At 70.0% G+C, this 24,126-nt stretch carries 22 protein-coding genes; 11 read left to right on the top strand and 11 right to left on the bottom strand.

The genetic code is table 11. From position 1 onward, the window contains the following. The 6 genes from ACGG9C_RS15005 to ACGG9C_RS15030 form a co-directional block, all read left to right on the top strand. On the top strand, positions 1 to 352 hold a 352-nt coding region (locus ACGG9C_RS15005; protein WP_390178799.1), incomplete at its 5' end, for a transposase. Between the two features lie 71 nt (positions 353 to 423). Further along, positions 424 to 1,026, top strand: a complete 603-nt coding sequence (locus tag ACGG9C_RS15010) for a TetR-like C-terminal domain-containing protein (RefSeq protein ID WP_194383766.1) — start codon at positions 424 to 426, stop codon at positions 1,024 to 1,026. Next, positions 1,023 to 2,165 (top strand): GDSL-type esterase/lipase family protein, encoded by a 1,143-nt coding sequence (locus ACGG9C_RS15015; protein ID WP_194383765.1) that lies wholly within the window; start codon positions 1,023 to 1,025, stop codon positions 2,163 to 2,165. Before ACGG9C_RS15010 ends, ACGG9C_RS15015 begins: the two co-directional genes overlap by 4 nt. Positions 2,166 to 2,441: 276 nt before the next feature. Further along, the gene (locus ACGG9C_RS15020; protein ID WP_194383764.1) at positions 2,442 to 2,762 is read left to right on the top strand and encodes a hypothetical protein; all 321 of its coding nucleotides are present in this window, start codon (positions 2,442 to 2,444) and stop codon (positions 2,760 to 2,762) included. 82 nt (positions 2,763 to 2,844) lie between these two features. Further along, positions 2,845 to 3,405, top strand: a complete 561-nt coding sequence (locus ACGG9C_RS15025) for a VanZ family protein (RefSeq protein WP_390178800.1) — start codon at positions 2,845 to 2,847, stop codon at positions 3,403 to 3,405. Between the two features lie 435 nt (positions 3,406 to 3,840). Beyond that, on the top strand, positions 3,841 to 5,520 hold the full coding sequence (locus ACGG9C_RS15030) for a helix-turn-helix transcriptional regulator (protein ID WP_286793336.1): 1,680 nt from the start codon (positions 3,841 to 3,843) through the stop codon (positions 5,518 to 5,520). A gap of 474 nt (positions 5,521 to 5,994) precedes the next feature. Here ACGG9C_RS15030 and ACGG9C_RS15035 read toward each other — a convergent pair whose 3' ends face one another. Beyond that, entirely contained in the window at positions 5,995 to 6,747 is a 753-nt protein-coding gene (locus tag ACGG9C_RS15035; RefSeq protein ID WP_194383762.1) for an alpha/beta fold hydrolase, read from the bottom strand. Positions 6,748 to 7,018: 271 nt separating this feature from the next. On the opposite strand from ACGG9C_RS15035, the gene ACGG9C_RS15040 reads away from it, so the two are divergent. Further along, positions 7,019 to 8,455 carry a PqqD family peptide modification chaperone gene (locus ACGG9C_RS15040; RefSeq protein WP_194383761.1) on the top strand — a complete coding sequence of 479 codons (1,437 nt, stop codon included), beginning with the start codon at positions 7,019 to 7,021 and terminating at the stop codon, positions 8,453 to 8,455. Here ACGG9C_RS15040 and ACGG9C_RS15045 read toward each other — a convergent pair. The 10 genes from ACGG9C_RS15045 to ACGG9C_RS15090 form a co-directional block, all read right to left on the bottom strand. Next, positions 8,366 to 9,325: a nucleotidyltransferase family protein gene (locus ACGG9C_RS15045; RefSeq protein WP_286793335.1), complete on the bottom strand. Its 960-nt coding sequence runs from the start codon at positions 9,323 to 9,325 to the stop codon at positions 8,366 to 8,368. The two genes, ACGG9C_RS15040 and ACGG9C_RS15045, sit on opposite strands and share 90 nt — an antisense overlap. 18 nt (positions 9,326 to 9,343) lie before the next feature. After that, positions 9,344 to 10,351: a glycosyltransferase gene (locus ACGG9C_RS15050; protein WP_286793334.1), complete on the bottom strand. Its 1,008-nt coding sequence runs from the start codon at positions 10,349 to 10,351 to the stop codon at positions 9,344 to 9,346. Next, entirely contained in the window at positions 10,348 to 11,682 is a 1,335-nt protein-coding gene (locus ACGG9C_RS15055; protein ID WP_286720285.1) for a wax ester/triacylglycerol synthase domain-containing protein, read from the bottom strand. Before ACGG9C_RS15055 ends, ACGG9C_RS15050 begins: the two co-directional genes overlap by 4 nt. Positions 11,683 to 11,691: 9 nt before the next feature. Continuing rightward, positions 11,692 to 12,303: a 4'-phosphopantetheinyl transferase superfamily protein gene (locus tag ACGG9C_RS15060; RefSeq protein ID WP_390178801.1), complete on the bottom strand. Its 612-nt coding sequence runs from the start codon at positions 12,301 to 12,303 to the stop codon at positions 11,692 to 11,694. 63 nt (positions 12,304 to 12,366) lie between these two features. Beyond that, the gene (locus ACGG9C_RS15065) at positions 12,367 to 12,639 is read right to left on the bottom strand and encodes an acyl carrier protein (RefSeq protein ID WP_390178802.1); all 273 of its coding nucleotides are present in this window, start codon (positions 12,637 to 12,639) and stop codon (positions 12,367 to 12,369) included. Between the two features lie 36 nt (positions 12,640 to 12,675). Further along, positions 12,676 to 14,394 carry an AMP-binding protein gene (locus tag ACGG9C_RS15070; protein ID WP_390178803.1) on the bottom strand — a complete coding sequence of 573 codons (1,719 nt, stop codon included), beginning with the start codon at positions 14,392 to 14,394 and terminating at the stop codon, positions 12,676 to 12,678. Between the two features lie 106 nt (positions 14,395 to 14,500). Beyond that, positions 14,501 to 16,225, bottom strand: coding sequence for an AMP-binding protein (locus ACGG9C_RS15075; RefSeq protein ID WP_390178804.1), 1,725 nt, complete (start codon positions 16,223 to 16,225; stop codon positions 14,501 to 14,503). Between the two features lie 37 nt (positions 16,226 to 16,262). Beyond that, a complete protein-coding gene (locus ACGG9C_RS15080; RefSeq protein ID WP_286793328.1) occupies positions 16,263 to 17,237 on the bottom strand; it encodes a glycosyltransferase family 2 protein in 975 nt (324 codons plus the stop codon). Further along, positions 17,234 to 17,854 carry an acyltransferase gene (locus ACGG9C_RS15085; protein WP_390178805.1) on the bottom strand — a complete coding sequence of 207 codons (621 nt, stop codon included), beginning with the start codon at positions 17,852 to 17,854 and terminating at the stop codon, positions 17,234 to 17,236. Before ACGG9C_RS15085 ends, ACGG9C_RS15080 begins: the two co-directional genes overlap by 4 nt. After that, the gene (locus ACGG9C_RS15090; protein WP_390178806.1) at positions 17,851 to 18,822 is read right to left on the bottom strand and encodes a glycosyltransferase; all 972 of its coding nucleotides are present in this window, start codon (positions 18,820 to 18,822) and stop codon (positions 17,851 to 17,853) included. The genes ACGG9C_RS15085 and ACGG9C_RS15090 overlap by 4 nt, the downstream gene beginning before the upstream one ends. Positions 18,823 to 19,082: 260 nt before the next feature. On the opposite strand from ACGG9C_RS15090, the gene ACGG9C_RS15095 reads away from it, so the two are divergent. From ACGG9C_RS15095 to ACGG9C_RS15110, 4 genes are read left to right on the top strand one after another with little or no spacing between them, the layout of a single operon-like run. After that, positions 19,083 to 20,048 carry a hypothetical protein gene (locus ACGG9C_RS15095; RefSeq protein WP_390178807.1) on the top strand — a complete coding sequence of 322 codons (966 nt, stop codon included), beginning with the start codon at positions 19,083 to 19,085 and terminating at the stop codon, positions 20,046 to 20,048. Between the two features lie 9 nt (positions 20,049 to 20,057). Then, the gene (locus tag ACGG9C_RS15100; protein ID WP_390178808.1) at positions 20,058 to 21,611 is read left to right on the top strand and encodes an O-antigen ligase family protein; all 1,554 of its coding nucleotides are present in this window, start codon (positions 20,058 to 20,060) and stop codon (positions 21,609 to 21,611) included. Beyond that, positions 21,608 to 22,462, top strand: coding sequence for a glycosyltransferase (locus ACGG9C_RS15105; RefSeq protein ID WP_390178809.1), 855 nt, complete (start codon positions 21,608 to 21,610; stop codon positions 22,460 to 22,462). Before ACGG9C_RS15100 ends, ACGG9C_RS15105 begins: the two co-directional genes overlap by 4 nt. Continuing rightward, positions 22,459 to 24,126, top strand: a complete 1,668-nt coding sequence (locus tag ACGG9C_RS15110; RefSeq protein ID WP_390178810.1) for a lipopolysaccharide biosynthesis protein — start codon at positions 22,459 to 22,461, stop codon at positions 24,124 to 24,126. The genes ACGG9C_RS15105 and ACGG9C_RS15110 overlap by 4 nt, the downstream gene beginning before the upstream one ends.

Consider the following 24,126-nt stretch of genomic DNA (forward strand, 5'->3'; position numbering starts at 1 on the left):
CCACACCCAGATCGGCACACAGACCGCCGCGACCCTCCTGGTCTGCGCCGGCGAGAACCTCGACCGGTTCGGAAACGAAGCAGCCTTCGCGAAACTCACCGGCACCGCACCACTGCCGGCATCCTCCGGCAAAACCCGACGCATGCGCCTCAACCGCGGCGGCGACAGACAAGCCAACCGGGCCCTCCACCTCATCGCCGTCGGCCGACTACGCTCCGCCCCCCGCACCCGCGACTACGCCACCCGCCGAGCAGCCAAAGGACTCACCACCCGAGACATCCTCCGATGCCTCAAACGCGCCATCGCCAGAGAAACCTACAACGCCCTCAAAACCGACCTACTCACCACTTGACAGCTATAGGACCGTCGCGGGCCTTCCCTGCATTAGCACCCGTATTACCTAAAGCATGTAGGTTAACGCGTATGCCCCGCGCGAACCTCTCCCGAGCCGCCGTCGTCGACGCCGCCGCACGCCTCGCCGACCGCGACGGCGCGGCGGCGGTGACGGTGTCGTCGGTCGCCCGCGAGGTCGGCGTCAAGCCGGCGAGCCTCTACGAGCACGTCGCCGGTCTCTCGGCACTCCTCGACGGCGCGCACGTGCTCGCGCTCGGTGAGCTCGCGGCGGCGGTGGCGGATGCCGTCGCCGGCCTCGCCGGAGCCGACGCCCTCCGCGCCTTCGCCGACGCGCACCGCGCATACGCGACCGCGCATCCGGGGCGATGGGAGCTCCTGCAACGTGTCGCGAGCCCGTCCACGGTGGCCTCCTCAGAGGCCGCGCGCGTCGGATCGCTGACCCTCGCGACGCTCCGCGGCTATCCCATGCCCGACGACCAGCGCGTGCACGCCGCCCGCTTCGTGGGAGCGACGATCAACGGCTACCTCGCGCTCACGCGCAACGACGCGTTCTCCCATCGCGCCGAGCCCACCGATGCCTCGTGGCGCGCTGCCGTCGACGCTCTCGACCGGGCCCTCTCGACCTGGCCGACCGAACGCATCCACCCGAGCGACCCGGAGAACACCGCATGATCAGCCACCCGCTCACCCTCGACATCGTGCGCGGCGCCGCGGAGCTCGCCCCGGATGCTCAGGGCGTGGCGGTGCACCGCCTCCCGCGTGCGGTGCGTGAGCGGTTCCCCGACCCGCTGCTGCTCGACCGCGAGTCGCAGCCGTCCGGGGTGCGCGTCGCCTTCGAGACGACCGGATCCCGCGTCGCCCTGACCCTCCACACCACCCGCGCGGTCTTTCGCGGTCTCGACCGCTCCCGCGGCGTCGTCGACGTGTTCGTCGACGGTGCGCTCCACGCGCGAGAGGAGCTGACCGGAGGGGATGTGGTCGAGACCGACCTGACCACCGGCGCCCGCGATCATCGCGACGGTGCGCCGCACACGGTGACCGTCGATCTGCCCGACGGCGCATCGACGGTGGAGTTCTGGCTGCCGCACAACGAGACCGTGCGCCTCGTCGACCTGCACGTCGACGCGCCGATCGCGCCGGCGCGAACCGACGGCGTGCGGCGATGGGTCCACCACGGCAGCTCGATCAGCCACGGCTCCAACGCGACGGCGCCGAGCGAGATCTGGCCGGCCGTCGCGGCCCGCGCCGCGGACGGCGTGGAGCTGACCAACCTCGGCTTCGGCGGCAGTGCGATGGTCGATCCCTTCATGGCGCGCGTCATCCGCGACACCCCGGCAGACGTGATCAGCGTCAAGCTCGGCGTCAACGTCGTGAACGGCGACGTCATGCGGCTGCGCTCGTTCGTGCCCGCCGTGCACGGCTTCCTCGACACCATTCGCGACGGCCATCCCGATACTCCGCTCCTGGTGATCTCGCCGCTGCATTGCGCGATCCATGAGGCCACGCCCGGTCCGGGGGCATTCGATCCGGATGCCCTCGCCGCCGGCGGCGTGCGCTTCACCGCGACCGGTGACCCGTCCGAGGTCGCCGCTGGCCGACTGACGCTCGAGGTCATCCGGGACGCGCTGCGCGAGGTCGCCTCGCGCCGCTCCGACGACGCGAACCTGACCTTCGTCGACGGCCTCGAGCTCTTCGGCGCGGCCGACGAAGAACGGCTTCCGCTGCCGGACGCGCTGCACCCCGGCCGGGAAGCCCACCGTCTCATCGGCGAGCGTCTCGCCCCGTACCTCGCGCGGCACCTCGCGCTGTAACCGGCGACAGCCGCATCGAAGCCGGGCGGTAGCCAGCGGTCGTCGTTCACAACTCCTCAAGATCGCGCGTCGGCCCTGCCGAATCGGCGGCAAGACCGCGCGGATGCAGCGGGCGTGAGGAGTTGTGAACGTGCAACCGCGCTGAGGCCGGGTGCCCAGTCCTGGGCGAGGGCGGAGCTACTCCCTCGATCCGGAATTCACAACCCCCGGCCTCCGGTCGAAGCCACGCGGCACAGTAGGAACATGCGATGCATCACCTACGCCGGAGAGTCGGTCATGACCAGTGACGACGTCGCAGAGGTGCTTGTCACCCTCACGGCCGCGATCGCCAGCCACCGGGAGGCTGAGGCCGCACGGATCCCGATCGTGCGCGAGGACGGGTCCGTGGCGCAGGCCGATCTCGTGATCGGGGTCGGCAACGACGTGCTGTCGGCTCCCATCGACTGGGACGGCGACGAGCCGGACTTCTCGGAGGCGGCCGCCACCATGCGCCGCCACCGCCATTACCCCGACCAGGAGCGTGCCGGGGTCTCGTATGCGGCACCGCATGAAGAGGTCGGTTGGGACCCCGACCTGGAGGGCTGGTCCGACTCCTGACGCGGATCTCGTCCCGCGCGACCGGCCTCGGTCGTAACGCCGCCGCAACACCATGGGCGACGGCGCCGGGCATGATGGGATGATGCCCGAGCAGCCACCACCGCAACGCCCGGGCATCGCTGCGCCGCCGCGCCGAACCGAGATCGCCGTGCCGCCGCGACCCCCGCTGCCGCCCGATCGCCGGCCGTCGCAGGAATCGCCGACACCGCCCACGCACGACGCCCCGGCGACCGTCAGCGCGGCCCCGCGTGAGCGTTCGATCGCGGCGTGGATTCTCGGCGCCTACCTGGTCGCCCTCACCCTCATCGCCTTCTGGCCGTCGCCCGTGGATGCGGGCGCCGGCCCGCTCATCCGCCTCATCACCCGGGTGGCGCCGATGCTCACATATGCCCGCCTCGAGTTCGGTGCGAACATCCTGCTGTTCGTCCCGCTCGGGGTGCTGCTGACGCTCATCTTGCGCGATCGCGCTCTCGTGCTGCCGATCGCGATCGTCCTGACGCTCGCGATCGAGAGCGTGCAGGGTGTTCTGCTCGATCGCCGCACGCCCAGCGAGCTCGACATGGTCGCCAACACTGCCGGCGCCTGCATCGGACTGCTCGCCGTCGCGGTGTGGCAGTGGTGGCGTCGTCGACCGGCGTCCTGAGGCGTCGGCGCGCGGTCACCGACCGCGGGTCGGGATGCGCCGCTGACCGTCGGTGACGAGAGCGCGCACCGTGGCGATGATGCCGGCGGCGGAAAGCGTTCCGAACAGGGCCAGTATGAGCATGGTGTCGCCTCCTCGATGGCAGTGGACTGCTTGCATCGAGTAGACCTCATAATTGGACCGCCTGTCGCGATCCAATAGAGATCGCCTGGCCCGATCTGGCGTCCGGCCGAGCAACGGTTCCGCTGCGTGTCATGACGTGCCGTCCATCGCTCCGCAGTCACTTAGTGCGGGTGTGGGGGCGGGACGACCCGCAGGTTGTGACTGCGGAGCAGGAGGGGGCGCTGGATCGATCTGCGTCGTCTGCACAAGGCTCCTCCGGGGACGGTGCCGCTGGGGCCAGAATGTATCCATCCCGCAAAGACAGGACACGCCATGCCCGCACCTTCGCCCCACGACCGCGTCTGGGCGTCGTGGGTGCGCGGAGATGCGGCAGGCGCGATCACCGTCGCCCTGCAGCACGCGGCGGACGTTCGGATGCTGCGGGCGGCCTGCGCGATGGCGCTGCGCAGCCACCGGGTGGACCTGCTCATGTCTCACATCGATGACATCTCCGCGCTCGATGCGGGCGTGGAGCGCGACGGCGTGCTGGCGAGTGTGCTCGTGGGGGAGGGTCGCATCGACGAGGCGGCGTTGGTTGTGCTGGCGATCAGCCCCGACGAGATCGCCGCCACAGACGACCGCCCCATCGCGAGCGCGACATCGCTGCGCAGCGCGGCGATCGCCTACGTCGCACTCGGCGCGATCGCCTCCGGTGCGTGGGTGGTGGCAGCGCGGTGCCTCGCGGCGGTTCGCGCCCTTCTCGATGCCGAGTCGGCCGACGCTGACGATGAGATCGGGCGCTTCGACCTGCTCGGAATGGCGGCCATGGTCGAAGCTCACACCGGCACGGAGAACGAGGCCGTTGTCGCTCTCGAGTCCGCGCTGGCGCCATTGCGCAGCCGCAACCTCCTCTCCAGCGAACATGCCTTGGCGCTCATCGCCCTCGGTGACGTCAATCACCTGCACGGATCGCTCGAACGCGCCGCTGTCAATCTGTCCCGCGGCGCTCGCCTGACGGCCGCTTCGCGACCGGGCTTCATCAGCCATGCGCGTGTGCTGCTCGCGTTCATCCGGATTCGGCAGGGCCGATGGGCGGATGCCGCGGTCGAGGTGGAGCGCCTGGGTGAGCCGAACGAGACGATCGAACGGGACTGGATCCGCACCCAGATCCTCGCCGTGCGCGGATTGCTGCGGGTGGTGACGGGCGATCTGGATGCGGGCGCGGCCGACCTTCGCGAGGCGCGTGCGCTCGCCGAAACAACGCCGAGCAACCTTGCTGCGATGGTGATGCTGCATGCGCGCATCGTCGAGGCGGTCACCCGGGGAGATTGGGATGGGCTGCAGCACGCGCTGGACGACTCGGAGGAGCCCGGATACCGGCATCCGTATCGAGACGGGGAGTGGCGGGTTCTCACCTTGGTCGCCGCCTGGAACCGACGCAGCTTCGCCGATTTTCGCCGTCGCCTGACCGACTGGGCGCTGACCAGCGATGCGGTGGACGACCCGTACTACTGGGCATGTGCGAGCCTCGCGGCGGAGTTCGAGCAGCGTCATTCGGATGCGCTGGCGGCGGCGGAGCGCGCGCTGACCGTGCTCGGCCCCGCGCAGGACCCGATGGGTCAGGTGTGGGTGCTCATGGTGGTCGGCCGCTACTTCGTCCGGTACGGCGATGAGGGCTCACCGGATCCGGACCGCGCGCGGGAGGTGTGGGACCGCGTGATCGCTCAGCTACGGGGGCTCGGCGCGTTGGCGCTCGCCGAGCGGTGCGAACGCATCGTGGATCGGATGATGGCCCGGTTCGAACGGGAGCGCGCCGCGCATCCGCTTGCCTCGCTCACCCCCCAGCAGGTACGCATCGCCCGTGCGGTCGCTCAGGGGTACACCAGCGACGAGATCGCCGCGATCGAGTTCCTTTCCAAGCGCACGATCGACTACCACGTCACGAACATCGTCGTGCGGCTCGGGCTCTCGAGCCGCCGTGAGATCGCCCGCGTGATCGACGCAGCGGACTGACACGACGACTGTCATTCGATACGAGTGAGCCGGCGCGGCCGGATTCATAGACTTCACGCGACGGTACCCGACGGTCACTGACCAAGGACGCCCACAGGGGGCGGGCGACATCGTTGCGCGTGCGTCTCGGGTCAACGGCTGGGGGGCGACCCGAGACGCGTGCGCGCTCTCGGACGCGGTGCGTTGTGTCGCGTGGCGCGTGCATCGTGTGTCGCGCGCGTCGGGCATCGCGCGTCTCGCGTCGCGCATCGAGTGTCGCGTGTCGCGGGTCGCGTGTCGTGTGCATCGCATGTCGTGTGCACAACTCCTCAAGAACGCGCGGGTCGGCCGTCACCTCGCCGGATGCGCGGCCCGGTTCGCGCAAGTTTGAGGAGTTGTGAACACGTGGGCCCGGACACGCGCCGTCTAGCGGCGCGCGCCCCCGATCGACCCGCCGTCGGCAGCTGGGCGAACGCCCTCCGCATGCGGCTCCCGTCAGAGGGCTGCGAACAGCTGGCGGAGGGTCTCGTCGGGGCGGTCGCGGTGAGGGGAGTGGCCGGCGTTCTCGACGACCGACATCGTGATGTGCGGGTTGGTGCAGACCTCGGCGGCGAGATCTCCAGTGAAGATCGAGAAGACGGCGGGGTCGGCGCCGATGATATGGGTCGGGATGCGCAGGGCAGCAGCCGCGGCGCGCGCATCCCAGTCCGGGTTCTGGATGTCGGTCTCGGCGACCGCCCACCGGCTGACCTGGCGTGACGAGAGCGCTTTGAGCTCGAGGTCCTGCTCGTGCCACCGCGGATTGTTTCGGCGCACGTCGTCGACCGTCACGTCCATGAAGGCCTCGTCCTGGCTGGAGCGCACCGCGCCGCGCTCGCCGTCGGTGATCCGCAGGCCGGGGTCGATGAGTACGAGGCGGCGCGTCCAGGTGGGGTTGTCGGCGGCCGCGAGCGTGACCGCAGCCCCGCCGAGCGAATGACCGATCACGAGGTCCCACGGTTCATCGTCGTCGGGATGCGCGATCGCGACGTCTGCCGCATAGGCGGCGAGGGTGTAGTCGAGCGCTCGCGGCGCGGTGCCGTGGCCGCGCAGATCGACGGCGCTCGCCCTCCATCCGGCGTCGGCGAGGGCGACACCGAATCGCCACATGAGTGCTCCGTTGGAGCCGAGGCCGTGCACGAGCAATGCCCGCGCGGGGGCACGCGGATCTCCCCAGCTCAGGCGGGGGAGGGTGACAGGTGTGACCACGGCCTCATCCTAGGGCGTGCATCACGCGGGCCGGTGGGTGTGCAACTGCCGCCAGCCCCGCCGAGCGTTGCGTAGCAGGCGACGCGGTTCACGACTCCTCAAATCCGCGTCGGCCCGGAGGTCACAGCCGCTGCCAGGCAGCTGTCACGCCACGATTTGAGGAGTTGTGAACGCGAACGAGCCCGGCCAGGGCGCCCTTGCCGGCGAATACCCGGCGCGGCCGCGGTGGCGGTCGGGCCCGGGGGGGGCGCGCCCGATACACTCCGGAACCGTGGAGCGCTCGCTGGTCGTCGATGCCCTCGGGCGCCGTGTGCGGATCGACGGTCATGCCTGCGACCGCGAGCAGTGGCAACTGGTCGAGCGGTGCTGGCGCGACGCGGTGGCCCCGCCGGGCCCGGCCGACGCGCACGTGCAGGCGGTGCCGACGGGCGAACCGAACAGTTGGCTCTCGGTCCTCGCCGGCGAGGTCACCCGCGTGGCGCTGCAGCTGAACCGAGGTCGGCTGTGGATGCTGCATGCCGCCGGCATCGCCGCCGAGGACGGGCGTGTGATCGCGCTCGTCGGCCCCTCGGGACGGGGCAAGACGACAGCTTGCCAGGCGGCGGGCGCGGCATTCGAGTACGTCTCCGACGAAGTCGTGGCCATCGATGCCGACGGGCGCGTGTGGGCGTACCGCAAGCCGCTTTCGGTCAAGGAGCCGGAGCGTGCCGCGAAGTCGCAATGGGCCCCGACCGACCTCGGGCTGAGAGTGCGAGAACGTCCACTTCGGCTCGGGCGCATCGTCGTCCTCGATCGGATCGACGGGGCAGCGTCGGCCGGGGGCACGCCGCGCGTCGAGGCGATGGATCTCGGCGACGCCTTGACCGACCTCGTGGCGCAGTCGAGCTTCCTCGCCGACCTTCCTGCGCCGTTGCGCACGATCGCGTCGCACGTGGCGGCGACCGCCGGCGTCGTGCGCGCGACCTACGCCGATGCCCGCGAGCTCAGCGACGTGTGGGGTGAAGTCCTCCCGGCGGCGACAGCGACAGGGGCCGCGGTCGGCGCCGCACCAGCCGGTACGAAACTCGTCGAACCGCCCCTCGTGGCGGCACCCCCGCCTGAGGTGGCTCCGGAGCCGTACGCGCGCTCGCCTCACCTCGATGCGGTCGGCCTCTCCTCTCCCGACCGCATCGCGGTGCTCCGGCGCGACGACGACACCGACGGCGAGGACGCCGGCGGTGAGGCTGTCGTCCATGTTCTCGCGGGGGTCGCCCCGACGCTCTGGCGGCACGCGTCCGGGGCGTCCATGGAGACGCTGCGCGCCAGCGCCGTCGGTCTGCACGGCACGCCCCCGTCGGACGATGCTGCGACTCTCGTCGCATCGGCCGTGAGAGAGCTCGAGGAGGCGGGGCTGCTGCAGCGTGGGGCCGCGCACTGGGCTGTGGCGCCGGATGTGTCGTGGACCGGAGCAGACGACGTCGTCGCCTGCTCGCTGCGGGACGACCGCGCCCCCGTCGCTCTGCAAGGTTCGGCGGCAGTCATCTGGCGTGCGCTCGCCGAGGGTGGGACGGAGGCGGAGATCTGCGAACGCGTGATCTCCGTGTCGCAGCCGACGAGTGATGACGTGCCCGCGCAGGTCTCAGCGTTCCTCCGCGACCTGCTCACGCGAGGGTTGGCGTCCGTCGATGGAGGGATGCGACACCGCCCATCCGAGCGCACGGGAGAGTGACCGGGCGCTGCGTCCCCAGCGCCGCACGCGGGCGAGCATGATGTCGGCCCAACGGTCGCGGACGCCGGGACGATGGCGCAGCATGTCCTCGCGGCTCGGCCAGATGGCCCGCCACATGACGCGCAGGCGATCGAGGCCTCGGGCGCGCCGCCAGGCGGTCCACCACAGCAGCGCCGGCGTCTGCGCGCCGCGCACCTTGTCGCGCCAGTCGTCGAGCCCGGGCGCCGACCGCTCCTGCGCTGAAGGCACGATGTCGACCCCCCACGCGCGCAGCTCCGTCTCGAGCGTCACCGCGCATCCCGTGGCGTGCGCGAGAAAGACGAGGTCGTCGCGCTGCGTTCCCGTGAGCGGTGACTGCCGCAGATGCGCCAGGTCGCGCTGGTGACGCGGATTCTGCGGACCGCCCCGCAACGCGTGAAGAGCGGTGATCAGCCGATTCGCCGCGGCATCGGGCACCTGACAGACCCGGTGTGCGAACGCCTCCTCGGCGCGACGATGCCATAGCAGGTCGAAGACGGTGAGCGGGTCGGCGAGGAATCCGGGGAAGTAGCGGTGCACGTCCGTCGAGTGCGGCCAGTCCGGGTGTCTCAGCGTGCGCGAATGGAGGGTGAAGCGAGCGCTCGCGAAGGTGTCGGGGAACTGCTGCCAGCCCGCCTTCTCGATGAGCGCAAGGAACGCTTCGAAGCGGTCCGGGCTCACCAGCACGTCGACGTCGCCGGAAGCATGCGCGGGCCGTACCCCCTGCCGGGCGAGTGTCGGTCCCTTCAGCAGCAGCACGCGGATGCCGTTCCGTTCGGCGATCCCCTGCATCCATGCGTGGCCGAGATCGATCGCGTCGGCCAGATCGATCGGAACGGGGCGGGCGTCCACGCGCGTCACCGCCGACGGTCAGGTTCCGGGCCGCATGACGGCGGTGTCGACGCGCGACGTGCGCTCAGCCTCGAGCGCCCGGCGGTAGCCGCGCATGATGAGCGCCCGCCGCAGCAGCCGTGTCGCGGCATCCTGCAGTCGCCAGGCGTGCAGGGCCCCGCTCATCCGGTACGCGCCGACGACCGCTGCCTGAAGCGCGCCCCCTCGGTCGTGATCGGCGATCCGCCGCTGAATCGCGCCGAGCACGCGCGAGTACGACCGGGGGATCGTCACCATCGGCGTGAGCTGGCCGGGGCGCTCTCCCCATCGGCGCTCGAGGTCGGCGACCGCCTGTCCGCGCACCTCGCATTCCCTCATGTATGCGGTGATGCCGCGGGCATGGTGGTGCGCGGCGATCGCACGATCGTCGAAGACCGCGGTGGCCCCCACGCGTGCCAGGCGTATGCCGAGATCGAGATCCTCGTTGTACTCCAGACGCTCCGAAGCCCTGAACGACTCCACCGCGAGATACAGCGATCGGGGGAGAGAGACGTTCCCACCCCACAGGGAGCCGAGGATGGTGTCGGAGTCGCCGCGCCGCCACCCGGCGACCTGCGCATCGTAGTCGCGCGCGTAGAGATAGGTCGGGGCCTGGTCGGACCCGCGTCGGGTCGGCAGGGAGACGGGCATGTAGCCCTGCAGCACCCGCGCGCCGCCCTCGGCGTGGAATCGACGATGGCGGGCGACCAGCCCCGGGCCGGGGATCACGTCGTCGTCCACGGCGAGCACCACGTCTCCGCGGGCGCGCTCGAGCCCGGCGATGCGGGCGCGGGCGAGTCCGACGTTCTCGGTCAGCTGCACGATCTCGAGGGCGTCGTCGCCGAGCGGGAGCTCATCGCGCCAGCCCTCGTGCGGACCGTCGAGCACGACGACGATCTGATCGGCGCCCTGGCCGCGGTACTCGTGGATGAGTGGCGGAAGGCGGTGCAGCCGCCGGTACGACGGCAGCACCACCGTGACGGTCGGCGCGTTCCCGTTCCCGTTCACGCGACCGGGCGACCGGGGTCGGGGAGGCCGGTCATGAGCTCGTACATGCGCCCGACGGTCTGCTCGACATCGGCGGTCGTGGACATGTTGGCGCCGATGAACAGCCGGCCGTTGTACATGATGCCCGCGGCGGCGAGGCTGTCCGTTCCGAGGCTCGCCGGGAACGGCGCGACATCGAGGATTTTCGCCCCCGCGAAGAAGCGCGGCCGGGAGACCCAGGGCAGCAGCGTGCTGTAGCCGATCGGAAATCCGGGCGCCGGCGGGTAGGGCTTGTCGTCGTCGCGCTCTTCGACCTGACGATGGATCGCGCGCACGGTCGCGGACAGATCGGCGTCGGCATCGCCGGAGACCGACATGTCGCGTACGTGGTTTCGGATGTGCGACGCGGCCGACGAGTGGAACGACACCGGGAACCGCAGACTCACCACGCGCTGCTCGCCCGGCCACGCTCCCACCATGGCCGCGGCCTGAAGATCGCTGAGGGTGCCGCCGTGCTCCCGGGCGCGGCGACCGGCGAGCCCGGCATCGAGCGCGCGATACGCCGAGTGGCGCGGAGGCAGTGCCGCGCGGCGCGCGGCCTCGCCGCCTCGCCCATAGCGCAGCGGCAGCAGCAGTCGCGCCCCGACCCGACGGATCCGCCGCAACACCGGGCGGCTCCAGTAGGAGCGCCACGCTGCGCCGAGCGAACCCTCGCGGCGCCACCACTCCTCGAGCGCGAGCCCCGGCAGGTGCCAGGCACGCGCCGGCGGCACGGCAGCGAAAGGATCGCGCGGTTCGGGAAACGGCTCGTCGGCTTTTGCCTGGGTCACGGTGGAGAACAGGCGCATCCCGGACAGCCCATCCGTCATGGCGTGGTGGAACATCATCCCGACCGCGACGCGACCGTCGGTCAGGGCGGTGATCCGGATCCGCCAGAGCGGATGCCGCAGCGAGAAGACCGGATCCTCGGCGCCGGAGAGGCGCCGCAGGTCTGCGGTGGCGGGATCCACAGCAGTGTCGGAGAACACGAGGTGGCGATCGAGATCGAAGTCGTCGTCGGGCACCCAGGCCGGCGGTGTCAGCCCGAGGAACGAGCGCTGCAGGCGAAGGCGGAAAGACTCGGTGCTCGCGACGGCCCCCTGCACGAAGGCGCGGATCCGAACTCGATCGAGGGAGCCGTCTGGGTGCAGCAGCGGGCCTCCCTCGGCGATCAGCAGGCCGGGGGTCTGCATGTTCTCGAACGAGATGTGGTTGGAGACGTAGCCCTCCTCCCAGATCTGCATGAATTCGGCGTGCGGCCGGGTCGGCCGCTCGGGTGCGATCTCATCGCTCGCGGTCACAGTCGTCGACATCGTTGCTCCTCAGGAAGCCAGGCGCGGTTCGGTCACGGTTCGAACGGTCAGCGGGGATCCCGTGAGAACCGATCCCTCGCTCCGCAGAATCAGGGGGACGGCGACGATGCCGCTGGCGTCGGCGACCGCGATGTGGCAAACCGCCTCGGCGTCGTCGGGTGCGGGCGTGGCGGATACCTCGAGCGTGCGGAAGTCGAGGCCGAGCCCCTCGCCGGTCGCCTTCGCGGCCGCCTCCTTGGCGGTCCAGGTCGGAGCCAGCCAACGCCGTCGCGCGAGTGAGTCGAGACTCTCGGAGCGTGCCGCTTCGGCTGGAGAGCACATGCGCCGACGCAGGGCCCGGGAATCGAAAGCGGTGAACGGTGCCGCTTCGACATCGGCGCCGATCCCGTCACCGGCCCCGACCGCGACGAGCAGAACGTCACCGCTGTGCGACACGGAGAAGTCGGCGTCGAGCCCTCGAAGTCGGGGCTTCTCGCCGCCCGATCCCCGATCGATCCCGCGCCAGCGCAGTCCGAGCTCGCGTGTCACCATGTCTTCGACCCACCGTTCGGCGATGTGCGTCAGCTCCCGGCGCGGCGCGTCGCAGCGCCCGAGCACCCAGTGCACGGCGCGTTCGCGCACGTGCACAATGTCTCTCTTCGGCGGCGCATCGGTGTCTCGCGACATGGTCAGCGGCAGGGTTCCTCAGCCGGCCGCGACCCGCGCGGCGAGCCCTTCGCCGAGTTCACCGAGCGTGGCGAACTCGCCGAAGAAGGTCGGATCGACGGCGACGGCGTACGTGTCTTCGATGTCGCCGCAGAGCGTGAGTACGTAGATCGAGTCAAGGCCGAGCTCGGTCAGCGGCGCGTCGGGGGTGATGATCGCGGGATCGACCTGGTCGTAGAAGGTGATCCTGTCGATGAGCCAGGATGTCATCGACGACACAGCATCGGTGGGAGCGGTCGTGGTGTCGGACATGTTCTCTCCTTCGTGTTCGTACGGTGTGTGATGCGGTCAGACGGGTGCGGCTTCGGCGGATTCCAGACCGACGGCATGCAGGTAGGGCATCGCCCCCGATGCCACGAGCCCGCGGGCCGGAGCACGGCGGACCTTCCCTGTCGGGGTGCGAGGTACGCCGCCGGCCGACACGAGCCCGATCGCGATCGCGGGCAGGGAGAAGCGCGTGACCAGTTCGTCTTCCAGACGCGCCAGAAGCGTCTCGACGGGTTCCACGGCCAGATCGGGGTCGTACTCGATCACGAGCGCGATGCGCTGGCCGGTCTCCAGCTCGAACGCCGCCCCCACGCCGAGAGCGGGTGAGAGCGCGGCCGCGGCGGACTCGATGTCCTGCGGATGGATGTTGCGTCCGCGCAGGATGATGACATCCTTCAGCCGACCCGTCACGTAGAGCTCGCCGTCGACGATGCTGCCGAGGTCGCCGCTGCGCACGTACGCCTCGTCGTCACCGGCCAGCGTGTATCCGAATGTCTCGGCCGTCGCTTCGGGACGGCGGAAGTATCCCGGTGAGACTGCGGGCGAGGAGATCCAGATCTCGCCCAGGACGCCTTCCGGAACCGCCTCGAGGGTGTCGGGGTCGACGATCGCGAGGCGGGTCTCAGCGCTCGGCACGCCGCAGGAGATGAGTACGACGGCGTCTTCGGCCGCGGATGGGACGAACTCTCCCGTGGCGAGGCGGTCGGCGTCCACGTGGCTGACGGTGTACGGCACCCCGAGCGGCTTCGACGTGATGAACATGGCCTCGGTCATCCCGAACGCCGGAGCGACCGTCGCGGGGTCGAGCCCCGTCGAGGCGAAGCGCTGGGTGAAGGCGGCGACGGTGCTCGGACGCACCGGCTCGCTCCCCGAGACGAAGCACCGCACGGCCGACAGGTCGAGTTCGGCGACCTGAGCGTCGGTCGCGAACTTGACGCACAGATCGAACGCGAAGTTGCCGGCGAGGGTGAGCGTCGCGCGGTGGGTCGACATGAGGTGCAGCCACGACATCGGCCTGCGCTGGAACTGCTCGGTCGTCGTGAGCACGACCTTTCCACCGTTCACCGCGGGCACGAGCACCTGCATCATGAGGCCCATCGCGTGGTGCAGGGGAAGCCACCCGACGAGGGTCGAGGTCTCGTCGGCAGCGATCAGCTCCGACGCTGCGTCCGCGGTCGCGCGCAGGGCGCGGTGCGTTCCCATCACGCCCTTCGGATCGCCCGTCGAGCCCGAGGTGAAGAACAGCCAGGCGATCGCGTCGGCATCGATCGCGGGCGGCATCCACGCATCCGCATCTCCCGTGACGAGCAGCTCGCTGAGAACGGCGATCGGGATGTCGATGTCAGCCGCGGCCAGCACGGGGGCGAGCGTCTCGTCCGCGATGATGACGGACGCTCCCGCCGCACGAGAGATGGCACCGACCCGCTCGGCGACCATCGCCGGTGGCAGCCCGTATCCCGCGACAGGGGTCGGAACGAAGGCGGCACCGGCGTAGAGCGCTCCGAAGACGGCGTCGACCCATCCCAGCCCGGGACTCAGGGCGATGACGACGCGGTCGCCGACGCCGATGTCCTGCTCGGTCAGCGCGTGCGCGATGGCGCGGGATCGTCGATCGAGGTCGGCGTAGCCGCGGAACTCCGACGTGTCGAGGCTCGGGTGGAAGAGGATGCCGCGGGAATCGCCGTGCGCGGCGGCGGTCTTCTGCAGGCAGTCGTGGGCGAGAACGGGCGGAACAGACATGCTCCGGTCTCCTTCGAGGGTGGATGATGAACGGTGGTGGCGGTCGGGGAGGGACCTGCCGGGCCGGATCTCGCTGGGATGTGGGGTGTCCGGCCCGGCAGTCTCGTCAGGCGGGAGTGAGCACTGGGCGGAACCCTGACGAGTAGAGAGGGCGCAGCGTGCCGGACTCGATGTGAGAACGAGTGGGCATGCGGCGCACCTTGCCGGTGGGGGTGCGGGGAAGGGTGCCTTCGGTGACGAAGGCCACGGCGAGCGAGGGGAGGGAGCTTCGCGACATGAGGCTGTCCCGAACGCGGGCGCCGAGGGCATCCATGCTCTCCTGCGTTTCCGCGAGGGCTTCCTCGTTCACCTCGAGCACGACGCCGACCACCGAGGGGTGCCCGGTGAGCTCGAACGCCGCTCCGATGCCGATCGCGGGCGAGACCGTGCGGGCGGCCGCCTCGATGTCCTGCGGGTACAGGTTGCGACCCCGCACGATGATCATCTCCTTCAGGCGGCCCGTCACGAACAGCTCACCGTCGAGGATCGCGGCCAGGTCGCCGGTGCGCATGAATGCGCCGTCGTATCCGCCGATCGTGTGACCGAAGGTCTCGGCGGTCGCGTCGGGTCGGCGGAAGTAACCCGGCGAGACCATGGGCGAGGCGACCCAGATCTCCCCGACGATGCCATCCGGCACGGGCTCCAGTGTCTCGGGGTCGACGATCACGACCTGCGTCTGATCGGTGGGACGGCCACAGGAGACCCACTCGACGGTGCCGTCGCCGTCGGCGGGCACCAGCTGACCGTTTTCGAGTCGCTCGGCGTCGAAGCGTCGGATCATCAGCTCGTCGTCCGGGAACTTGCCGGAAATCATGTTCGCTTCGGTCATGCCCATGACGGGGGCGACCATCTGCTCGGTCACCCCGGTCGAGGCGAACCTTTCGAGGAAGGCGTGCAGCGTCTCGGGGCGAACCGGCTCCGAGCCTGAGAACAGCACTTTCAGGCTGCGGAGGTCGAGCTCGGCGATCTGCTCGTCGGTGGCCAGCTGTGTGACCAGGGCGAAGGCGAAGTTGCCGGCGGCGCTCATGGTGCCGCCGTGCTTGCTGATCAGCTGCAACCAGATCACCGGCCGGCGCTGGAACTGTTCGGTGCCCGTCGCCACGGCCTGTGCGCCGTTGATCGCGGGGATGATGACCTGCATCATCAGGCCCATGATGTGGTGCATCGGCGCCCAGCCGACGAGTGTCGCCCGTGGGCTGCTGTCCCACATGTCCCGTGCGGCGTCTGCGGTGCCGAGCACCGTGGAGTGCGTGGCGATGACGCCCTTGGGGTCGCCGGTCGATCCCGACGTGTAGAGCAGGTAGGCGATCGAGTCCCCGTCCAGCGCAGGCATCGACCATGCGTCGGCGTCGCCCTCTGCGAGCAGCTCCTCGAGCAGGAGCACCTCCATCCCGAGTGAAGCGGCGTCGATGCGCTCGAGCACGCCGGCGTCGGTGATGAAGACGGTCGCCTCGGCCGCGCGCGCCATCCCGGCGATGCGCTCTCCCATGACCGCCCCGGTCCCGTAGCCGGCGACGGGGGCGGGGATGAAGGCCATGCCGGCATAGAGGGTGCCCCAGGCAGCGTCCGCCCACTCGAGGCCGGATGACAGACCGATGACGGCCATGTCGCCGAGGCCGTGCCCCCGTGCGGTGAGGGCGTGCGCGACGGTGCGCGCGTTGCGGTCGAGGTCGTCGTAGCGACGATGCCGCGACGAATCCGGAGTGTCGTAGTAGAGGATCCCGTGGGTCTCGCCGACGGTGCGCGCGGTGTGACGGAGCGCGTCGACGAGCGTGGTGTGCGGAGCGGTCATCATCGTCATCTTTCGGTCGGGTGGTGCCGGATGGGTCTCACGTCGGTGTGGCGGCGGTGCGGTGTGTTCGGGACGGATCTTCGGGTGCGGAGGGAAGCCCGAACACGGTGCTGCGCGCGCGGGGGTACCCGTCGCGCCAGTCGCCCCGGCGCCGCCACACCTCATCCCAGGTGGGGTTTCGGCGGCGCAGCAGCGCGCCGAGTTCGAGGAATCGGATGCCCATCTCGCGCGCTGGCGTCGGCCACGACGTGCGGAGCACCGTGGCCTTGCCGGCCATGACCATGCACATCTTGCGTCCACTCGAAGAGGTCGACCCTCCGACGGCGTGCACGATGGTGGCGGACGGAACCACGACGGGGTGCAGTCCGCGAGCGCGGGCACGGTGCGAGAAGTCGGCGTCTTCGCCGTAGAGGAAGAAGCGCTCGTCCATTCCGCCCAACTGCTCCCAGTGCGTGCGTGTCGTCAGGAGCAGGCATCCCGTGATGATCGGCACTTCCCGCACGGTGTCGCGCTGCCAGCGGCCGAGCGATTCGGGGTCGAAGACGCGGGATCGTTTGAAGGCGGTCGACAGGCCGGTCGCGAAGCACAGGAGCGACCACAGCGACATCGCTCCCCAGCACGAGCTGGGGTCGGTCGTTCCGTCCGGACGCAGGGTGCGACCGCCATAGACGCCGAAGAGGGGGTGGGTACGTGCGAACGCGACGAGGTCGTCGACCGCCCCTGGGAGCACCTCGGTGTCGGGGTTGAGGAGCACCACATACGGAGCGGCGGAGTGGCGTACGCCGAGGTTGACGCCTGCCGCGAAGCCGAGGTTCTCGCCGGCCTCCACGACGGCGATGTCGGGAAACTCCTGCCGCAGTGCGACCGCGCTGCCGTCGGATGACCCGTTGTCGACGACCACGACCTCGAGCGACGTCGCGGTGTTCTCGCGCAGGGTGCGGATCGCGGTGGCCGTCTCGTCCCGCGTGTTGTAGTTGACGACGATCACGGCCGCCTGCGCGCTGCCGTTCATGCCGCGTCCTCGACGGGCTCGGTCTCGACGGGCTCGGTCTCGACGGGCCCGGTCTCGACGGGCCCGGTCTCGACGGGCCCGGTCTCGATGGGCTCCGTGCCGCCGCGCCATCCCAGCACGCGTGCGGGGACGCCGCCGACGATGGCGGCGGACGGGACGTCTTTCGTCACGACCGCGCCCGCGGCGACGATCGCGCCGTCGCCGATGGTGACCCCCGCCACGACGACGGTGTTCGCACCGAGCCAGACGTCACGCCCGATGGTGATATCCCGCTCGATCTTCGGCTGGTCCATGACGAATTCGCCGGGGTCGGTTCGGTAGTTCGACGCCGTGAGGGTGACGTGCGGCGCGAGCAGGCACTTCTCGCCGAGGGTGATGCGTCCGGTGGCGTTCCCCGCCCAGATGATGCTGTGCTCCCCGATGTGCGTGCCTGCGCCGAGACGGATGCGTTCGGCGTTGCGGAACGAGACGTTGGGCGCGAAGCTGACCTCGGCGCCGCGGTCGAGCAGCCTCACCTGCTGAACGTGCGAGTACGCGGCGAAGTGAAGCAGCCGGAACGCCTGTGCATACGTGCGGGGATCGACGAGCGACCTCAGCACTCCGGACACCTTGCTCACGACCCGACCTCCTCTGCTCGGACGCCCGCACCGCTCGCGGGAACGGCTTCCGGCGGATCGGTGTCGACGAGGTTCTCGCCGTCGACCGGGCGCCGTCGCGCCGAGAAGAACCCGGCGAGGAGTCCCGCCACATAGGCCCGCTGGGCAGCGCGCCCTCGTCGTGTGCGGGCGCGGCGGAAGGATCCGACCGCCACGCGGCGGACCACGATGCCGAGAAGCGTCCAGCTGCTCCCGGGGTGCGTGCGACGCCACTTCGCGAGCATCGCGCCGAGCCCGCGCCCGTAGGCGGCGTTGAGAGTGGTGTAGTCGTCGTCGTCTCGCGTGTTGACGTGTGTCACGGCGGCGGCCGACACGCGCACGAGCCGCCCCGCCCCGGTGAGGATGCGGCAGAACATGTCCAGGTCCTCCGCGCCGCCGAAGCGCCGGCCGGCGCCCAGAACGGGGTCGAACCCTCCCGATGCGAGCACGCTGTCCCGCCGGAACGCCATCAGTGCGCCGTGCCCGGCATCCAGACCGTCCGCGACGCGGGTGAGAACGTCGACGGTCGGCGGGGGTGCTGCGGATCGGTCGTCGTGGTCGCGGAGGCGTCCGGTGACGCCGACGGTGGCGGCGTCGGCGAACGGCGCGATCAGCGGCGAGAGGAATCCCGGATCCACCACGCAGTCGTCGTCGGTGAACACCACGATCGGACGATCTGCGGTGCCAAGCCCCAGGTTCCGTGCGATCGAGAGGCCGGGGACGTCGGAGCGGATGTATCGGACACCGGCAGCCTCGGCCACGTCTCGGGTGGATGTCGTGGTCGATGCCGAATCGACCACGACGATCTCGGCGCTGCGCGTTGCGCGAACGATGGCATCGAGAGCCCCGGCGAGCATGCCTGCGCGGTCCCGTGTGCAGACGACGATCGTCACGTCGGATGCCGTCGGCGGCGTGCTGCGCGCCGCCGAGGTTTGGAGAGAGTTCTCCACCCCAGTGTCCTTCCCCCAGAAAAGGTCAACGGCACCGGTTTTCCCCAGCGGCGCCGTCGTCGCGACTCACATTCGCGGGTTTCGGTGCCGGTTGCAAGCGTCAGCGGCGTTGTGCGATCGGTCTTCCCACCGTGTTAACACGGACGCAACACAGCGGTGGGAAAGTTGTCGAGCGGCCCGGCACTGCGCCGCCTCCGTGCCGGTCCCTGGGGACGTCGGATCGTCATGGAGCTGAACTCAGGGGGAGAGTGACGGTGCCCATGGAACAACCTACGTATCTGCGTCGACTGCTGAACCAGAAGGTTCTGCTCATCATCGGATTCGTCGTCGCGGTGGCGGCCGGCCTGCTGGCGGGGTTCACCGTCGAGGACGGCCAGATCGAGCCGCGAGCGGACCGCTCCTATATGGCGTCGTCGACCGTGCTGCTGACGTCGCCGCAGCCGGACTACTTCCAGGTCGAGATCCCGGGGGAGACCACGGCGCTGCCCCAGTCCGACGATCCGGAGGCGCAGGAGGTCGTCGTGCAGGACCCGACGCCGATCAACCTGTCCGACAGCGCGATCATCCTCGCCTACATGGCGTCGAGTGACGAGGTGGCCGCCGAGGTCGCCGCACGCACCGGCGACTTCGAAGACGGCGAGGGGATCTCGGCGGTGCGCCGCACCACCCAGCCTGCCGGTGACGAGCAGTTCGGGGGGCGTCTGACCCTGCCGATCATCGACATCGTCGGCGTCGCCACCTCGGCCGAGCGGGCGGAGGAGATCGCCGCCGTGGCGACCACCGTCTTCGGCGAGATGGTCCTCGCCCAGCAGGAGGAGTGGGGCGTGGCCGAAGACATCCGGCTGAGTCTCGACGAGCTGAACGCCCCCGTCGCGGGCGATCCGGAGGGCGGAAACCCCGCCATCCCGGTGGTCGTCGTGACCGTCGGCGTGTTCCTGCTGTTCGTCGCGATCGCCCTCATCATCGAGGCCGTTCGCGATCGCCGTCGGCGTCGGACCGGATCCGACGAGGACGACGTGAACGATGACGCCGGCGCTGACGACGAGGACGATGTGCCTCACGGACACGCGGATGAGGTGCCCGAACCCGTCGAAGAGCGTCAGAAGGAGCTCGTCGGGGCAGGTTCGGCCGAAGCGGAGGCCGCTCCGCGCTCTCGCCGTCGCCGGTCGGCTCACGACGACTTCGATGAGCTGCTGAATCGAGACGACGCCGCTTCGCGAGCGTAGGGGCCTTCGGTGTCGGTCGACTCTCAGACCACCGCGCACTCGCTCACGCCGAGCACTCCGAAGCGGGGCACCAGGCCCTGGGACGTCGTGCTCGCGGTAGCGATCGGAGCGGTCGTGATCGTGGCGGTGCTCTTCCTCGATCCGCTCATCATCGGCGGGGTGCTGCTCGTCGTCGCGGGACTGTTCGTGGTGCGCCGCGGCTTCTTCAACTGGACCACGATGCTCTTCGTGCTCACGGCGGTCGTGCTCTTCGTCCCGATTCGTCGCTACGCCCTCCCGATCCAGGTGGGCTTCGCCCTCGAGCCGTACCGGGTGCTCATCGCCGGCCTGCTCATCGCGCTCGCCGTCTCGATCTTCCGGCGAGGGGCCTCGTCTCTCAAGCCGGTCGTGTGGGGGTGGCCCATCGCGATCTTCCTGTGGGCGATGTTCGCCTCGCTCATGGTCAACGCCGTGACCCTCACGGAGACCGAACTCATCTCGGGCGGCTTCGCGAACATCTTCCAGCTCGCCTTCCTGCTGTCGGTGATCGTGCTGACGCGTCAGATGCTCTCGACGGAGCTCGTGACGATGATCCTGCTCAACGTCATCGTCTTCGCCGGTGCGTTCGTCGGCTTCTTCGCCTTCGTCGAGCGCCTGACGCGGCAGAACATCTTCCTCATGCTCCACCAGTTCCTGCCGCTGACGATCCTGCGCGACGACGCCGAATCGCTCCGCGCCGGCGGGGGGAGGGCGTACGCCTCGTCGCAGCATCCGATCGCCCTCGCGGTGCTGTTCTGCATGATCATTCCGATCGCGATCTACCTGATGAGATTCAGCCCGTGGCCGCGGTTCGCCTTCACCCGCAAGCTCGTCTACACGGCGGCGATCGGCGCGATGCTGGTCGGGATGCTCTCCGCGGTCTCACGCACGGGCGTCGTCACCCTCGGGGTGATGTTCCTCTTCCTCCTGGTGTTCCGGCCGAAGCTCGCCGGGATCCTCATGGTGATCGGACTGCCGCTGCTGGTGGTGGTGGGCCTCGTTCTGCCGCAGCTGGTCGAGACGATGGTGCTGTCGCTGTTCGATATCGAGGGGGTCATCGCCTCGCAGCTGACGAGCCCCGGGATGGCCGGGCAGGGGCGATTGGCCGACCTTCCCGATGCCTTCGACGAGTTCGCGCAGTATCCGCTCGCGGGCACCGGCGTCGGAAGCCGCATCGTCGTGGGCGACGACGCGAACGCCCAGATTCTCGACAACCAGTGGCTCGGAACGCTGCTGGAAGCCGGCGTGCTCGGCATCGTCGGTCTGGTGGCCCTGTTCGTCTGGCCGGTCTTCGTGATGATGCGCTTCACGCTTCGCTCGTCCGCGCCCGAGAGTCGTCGCTTCCTCACGTTCGCGATCGCCACATCGGCCGTCGGATATGCCACGGCGATGTTCTTCTACGACGCCTTCGCCTTCATGCAGACGCTGCTGCTGCTGAGCATCCTCTACGGGGTCGCGGCGTGGGCCATGACCGAGGGCAAGGACACGTGGGAGGCGACGAAGACCCGCGACGCGACGGTGTTCGAGGCTCGGGTGGCCGGATGACCGCGCTGAGCGTCGTGATCCCGGCGCACGACGAGGAGGCGGTCATCGCCCGCGTGCTGCGCGGGCTTCTCGATTCCGCCGTCGACGACATCGATGTGATCGTCGCGGCCAACGGCTGCACCGACGAGACGGTGTCGCGAGCGCTCGCCGTCGACCCCCGCGTGCGCGTGGTCGAGACCGGCACGGCGTCGAAGATCGCCGCACTCAACCTCGGGAGCGACGCCGTCGTGCGCTATCCGGTGGCGTTCGTCGACGCCGACGTGCGCGTCCCGGGAGCGACGCTCGCCACCCTCGCCGCCCGCCTCGAGGCCGACGCGACGCTCCTCGTGGCGGCGCCGGCCATGCAGGTGACCCCGTCTCGCTCGTGGTGGGTGCGCCAGTATTACCGGGTGTGGGCGCTCACCGACTACCGGGCGAGCGGACACATCGGCTCCGGCGTCTACATGCTGACCGCTGCGGGGCGAGACCGCTTCGACCGCTTTCCGGATGTGATCGCCGACGACCTCTTCATCCAGCGGCTGTTCGCTCCGGAGGAACGTCTGACTCCGCGCGACCTCGACTTCTGCGTCGACGCGCCCGCGACGGTGGGCGCTCTCGTCGGCCGGAACACCCGGATCGCCGCGGGCAACCGCCAGCTCGCCGAAAGGTTCCCTCATCTCGCGCCGCCGGTGGGGCCGACCGGTGCGAGGGCACTCATGGGCCGGGTGTGGCGGCGCCCCGGCCTGTGGATCGGCTTCGCCGTGTACGCCGGCGTCTACCTGACCGCGCACCGACGCGCGCGACGGCTCCTCGCCCGTCGTGCCGACATCGCCTGGACGCGGGATGACACCACGCGCGTGGGTGCGGCATGAGTACGGCGAATCTCGCGCAGAAGGCCAGCCGGGGCATCCTGCTGACGATGGGCGGCCTGTGGGGTCGCGCCGGACTCCAGATGATCTCGACGATCGTGCTGGCGCGGCTGCTCACCCCCGCGGACTTCGGTCTGATCGCGATGGTGGGTGCGGTCATGGGCATCGCCGAGCTCGTGCGCGATTTCGGCATGACCGGCGCGATCATCCAGGCGCAGAATCTCAGCGAACGCGTGTGGCGCAGCCTGTTGTGGCTGTCCGCGGCGATCGGCATGGTGCTCGCCGGGATCGTCGCGCTGTGTGCCCCGCTCATCGCGGCGCTCTACAACGAGCCGCGGCTCGTGCAGATCACCCTGCTGATGGCGCCCGGCGTCTTCCTCAGCGGGCTCGTGATGCCCCTGCAGGCCCGGGCGACCAAGGAGCTGCGCTTCGGCACGCTCGCCTCGCTCGACGTCTCGACGATGGCGTTCGGCGTTGTCGTCGGCATCGTCACCGCGTTCCTCGGGTGGGGGTTCTGGGCTCTCGTGGCCATGGCCGGTGCCCAGTTCCTCGTGCGCCTGGTCGTGCTGTGGGCGATCGTGCGACCGCGGTTCGGGCCACCCCGCATCGTCAAGGAGACGTGGCCCCTGCTCGGCACCGGCGGCAGCATCTTCGGGGCTGAGCTGCTCGGCTACGCCGAGAAGAACCTCGACAACGTCATCATCGGTGCGACGCTCGGACCGACCGCCCTCGGCCAGTACTCGCGGGCGTATGCGCTCTTCCTGCTGCCGCTGCAGCAGATGAACGGGCCTCTCGGTCGCGTCGCGCTGCCGGTGCTGAGCACACTCCGTGAGGAGGGCGAACGCTATCGCCGCTATATCCGCAGCGCCGCGCTGGTGATCGGGTACCTGACGCTCCCGACCTACGCGATCGCCGCGGGGGTCGCGCAGCCCCTCGTGCTGCTGCTGCTCGGTCCGGGCTGGTCCACGGCCGCGACGATCTTCACACTCCTCGCCATCGCCGGCTTCGCGCAGGCGATCGGGCGCCTGCGAACCTGGATCTACATCTCGCTGGGGCACTCGCACCGCCAGTTCGTCTACGACCTCGTCGCCCGGCCGCTCATCATCGCGGGTTACGTGTTCGGCATCTGGTGGGGTGGGCTGAACGGTCTCGTCATCACCTACGGGGTGATGAGCCTGCTGCTGCTCGTTCCCGGATTCGCCTTCGCGATCCGCGGCACCTTCGTGCGCGGGAGCGACATCGTGCTGCCGATCCTCCGGCCGGCCGTCATGGCGATGGTCGCGTTCGTGGCGTCGTACTTCGTGTCGCGCCTGGTGCCGAGCCCCGTGGCGATCCTCGAGATCCTGGTCGGATGCGGGGCCGCGCTCGTGTGCGTCGCCCCGCTGTTCCTGCTCCCGGGCTATCGACGCGACGTCGCGCGCATTCTCGAGTTCGTCAAGCGGGTCCGTGCGCCGAAGACGCCGAAGCAGGAACAGGATGCGGAGGCGATCCTCGAGGAGGAGCTCGAGCCGATGGAGCCCGAGACGTTCGCCGAGGCGGCGGAGAGCGAGCCGCTGCGGCGGGAGCCGGAGGCCCGGGCCCACCACTCGCGACCCGTGGAACCCGCGCCCACGGCGTCATCCACGGCCGGCCTCCTGCGCCGTGACCTGCGCAGCCGCGATCGGTGA

The sequence above is a fragment of the Microbacterium sp. MTN4-26 genome (genome assembly GCF_042846595.1).
Taxonomy (GTDB): Bacteria; Actinomycetota; Actinomycetes; order Actinomycetales; family Microbacteriaceae; genus Microbacterium; species Microbacterium luteum.

What these genes read in the sequence shown, in the direction of transcription:
- ACGG9C_RS15010 (WP_194383766.1), top strand. Translation starts at nt 424, where the DNA reads ATGCCCCGCGCGAACCTCTCCCGAGCCGCCGTCGTCGACGCCGCCGCA.
- ACGG9C_RS15015 (WP_194383765.1), top strand. Translation starts at nt 1,023, where the DNA reads ATGATCAGCCACCCGCTCACCCTCGACATCGTGCGCGGCGCCGCGGAG.
- ACGG9C_RS15020 (WP_194383764.1), top strand. Translation starts at nt 2,442, where the DNA reads ATGACCAGTGACGACGTCGCAGAGGTGCTTGTCACCCTCACGGCCGCG.
- ACGG9C_RS15025 (WP_390178800.1), top strand. Translation starts at nt 2,845, where the DNA reads ATGCCCGAGCAGCCACCACCGCAACGCCCGGGCATCGCTGCGCCGCCG.
- ACGG9C_RS15030 (WP_286793336.1), top strand. Translation starts at nt 3,841, where the DNA reads ATGCCCGCACCTTCGCCCCACGACCGCGTCTGGGCGTCGTGGGTGCGC.
- ACGG9C_RS15055 (WP_286720285.1), bottom strand. Translation starts at nt 11,682, where the DNA reads ATGTCGACGACTGTGACCGCGAGCGATGAGATCGCACCCGAGCGGCCG.
- ACGG9C_RS15065 (WP_390178802.1), bottom strand. Translation starts at nt 12,639, where the DNA reads ATGTCCGACACCACGACCGCTCCCACCGATGCTGTGTCGTCGATGACA.
- ACGG9C_RS15070 (WP_390178803.1), bottom strand. Translation starts at nt 14,394, where the DNA reads ATGTCTGTTCCGCCCGTTCTCGCCCACGACTGCCTGCAGAAGACCGCC.
- ACGG9C_RS15075 (WP_390178804.1), bottom strand. Translation starts at nt 16,225, where the DNA reads ATGACCGCTCCGCACACCACGCTCGTCGACGCGCTCCGTCACACCGCG.
- ACGG9C_RS15080 (WP_286793328.1), bottom strand. Translation starts at nt 17,237, where the DNA reads ATGAACGGCAGCGCGCAGGCGGCCGTGATCGTCGTCAACTACAACACG.
- ACGG9C_RS15095 (WP_390178807.1), top strand. Translation starts at nt 19,083, where the DNA reads ATGGAACAACCTACGTATCTGCGTCGACTGCTGAACCAGAAGGTTCTG.
- ACGG9C_RS15105 (WP_390178809.1), top strand. Translation starts at nt 21,608, where the DNA reads ATGACCGCGCTGAGCGTCGTGATCCCGGCGCACGACGAGGAGGCGGTC.
- ACGG9C_RS15110 (WP_390178810.1), top strand. Translation starts at nt 22,459, where the DNA reads ATGAGTACGGCGAATCTCGCGCAGAAGGCCAGCCGGGGCATCCTGCTG.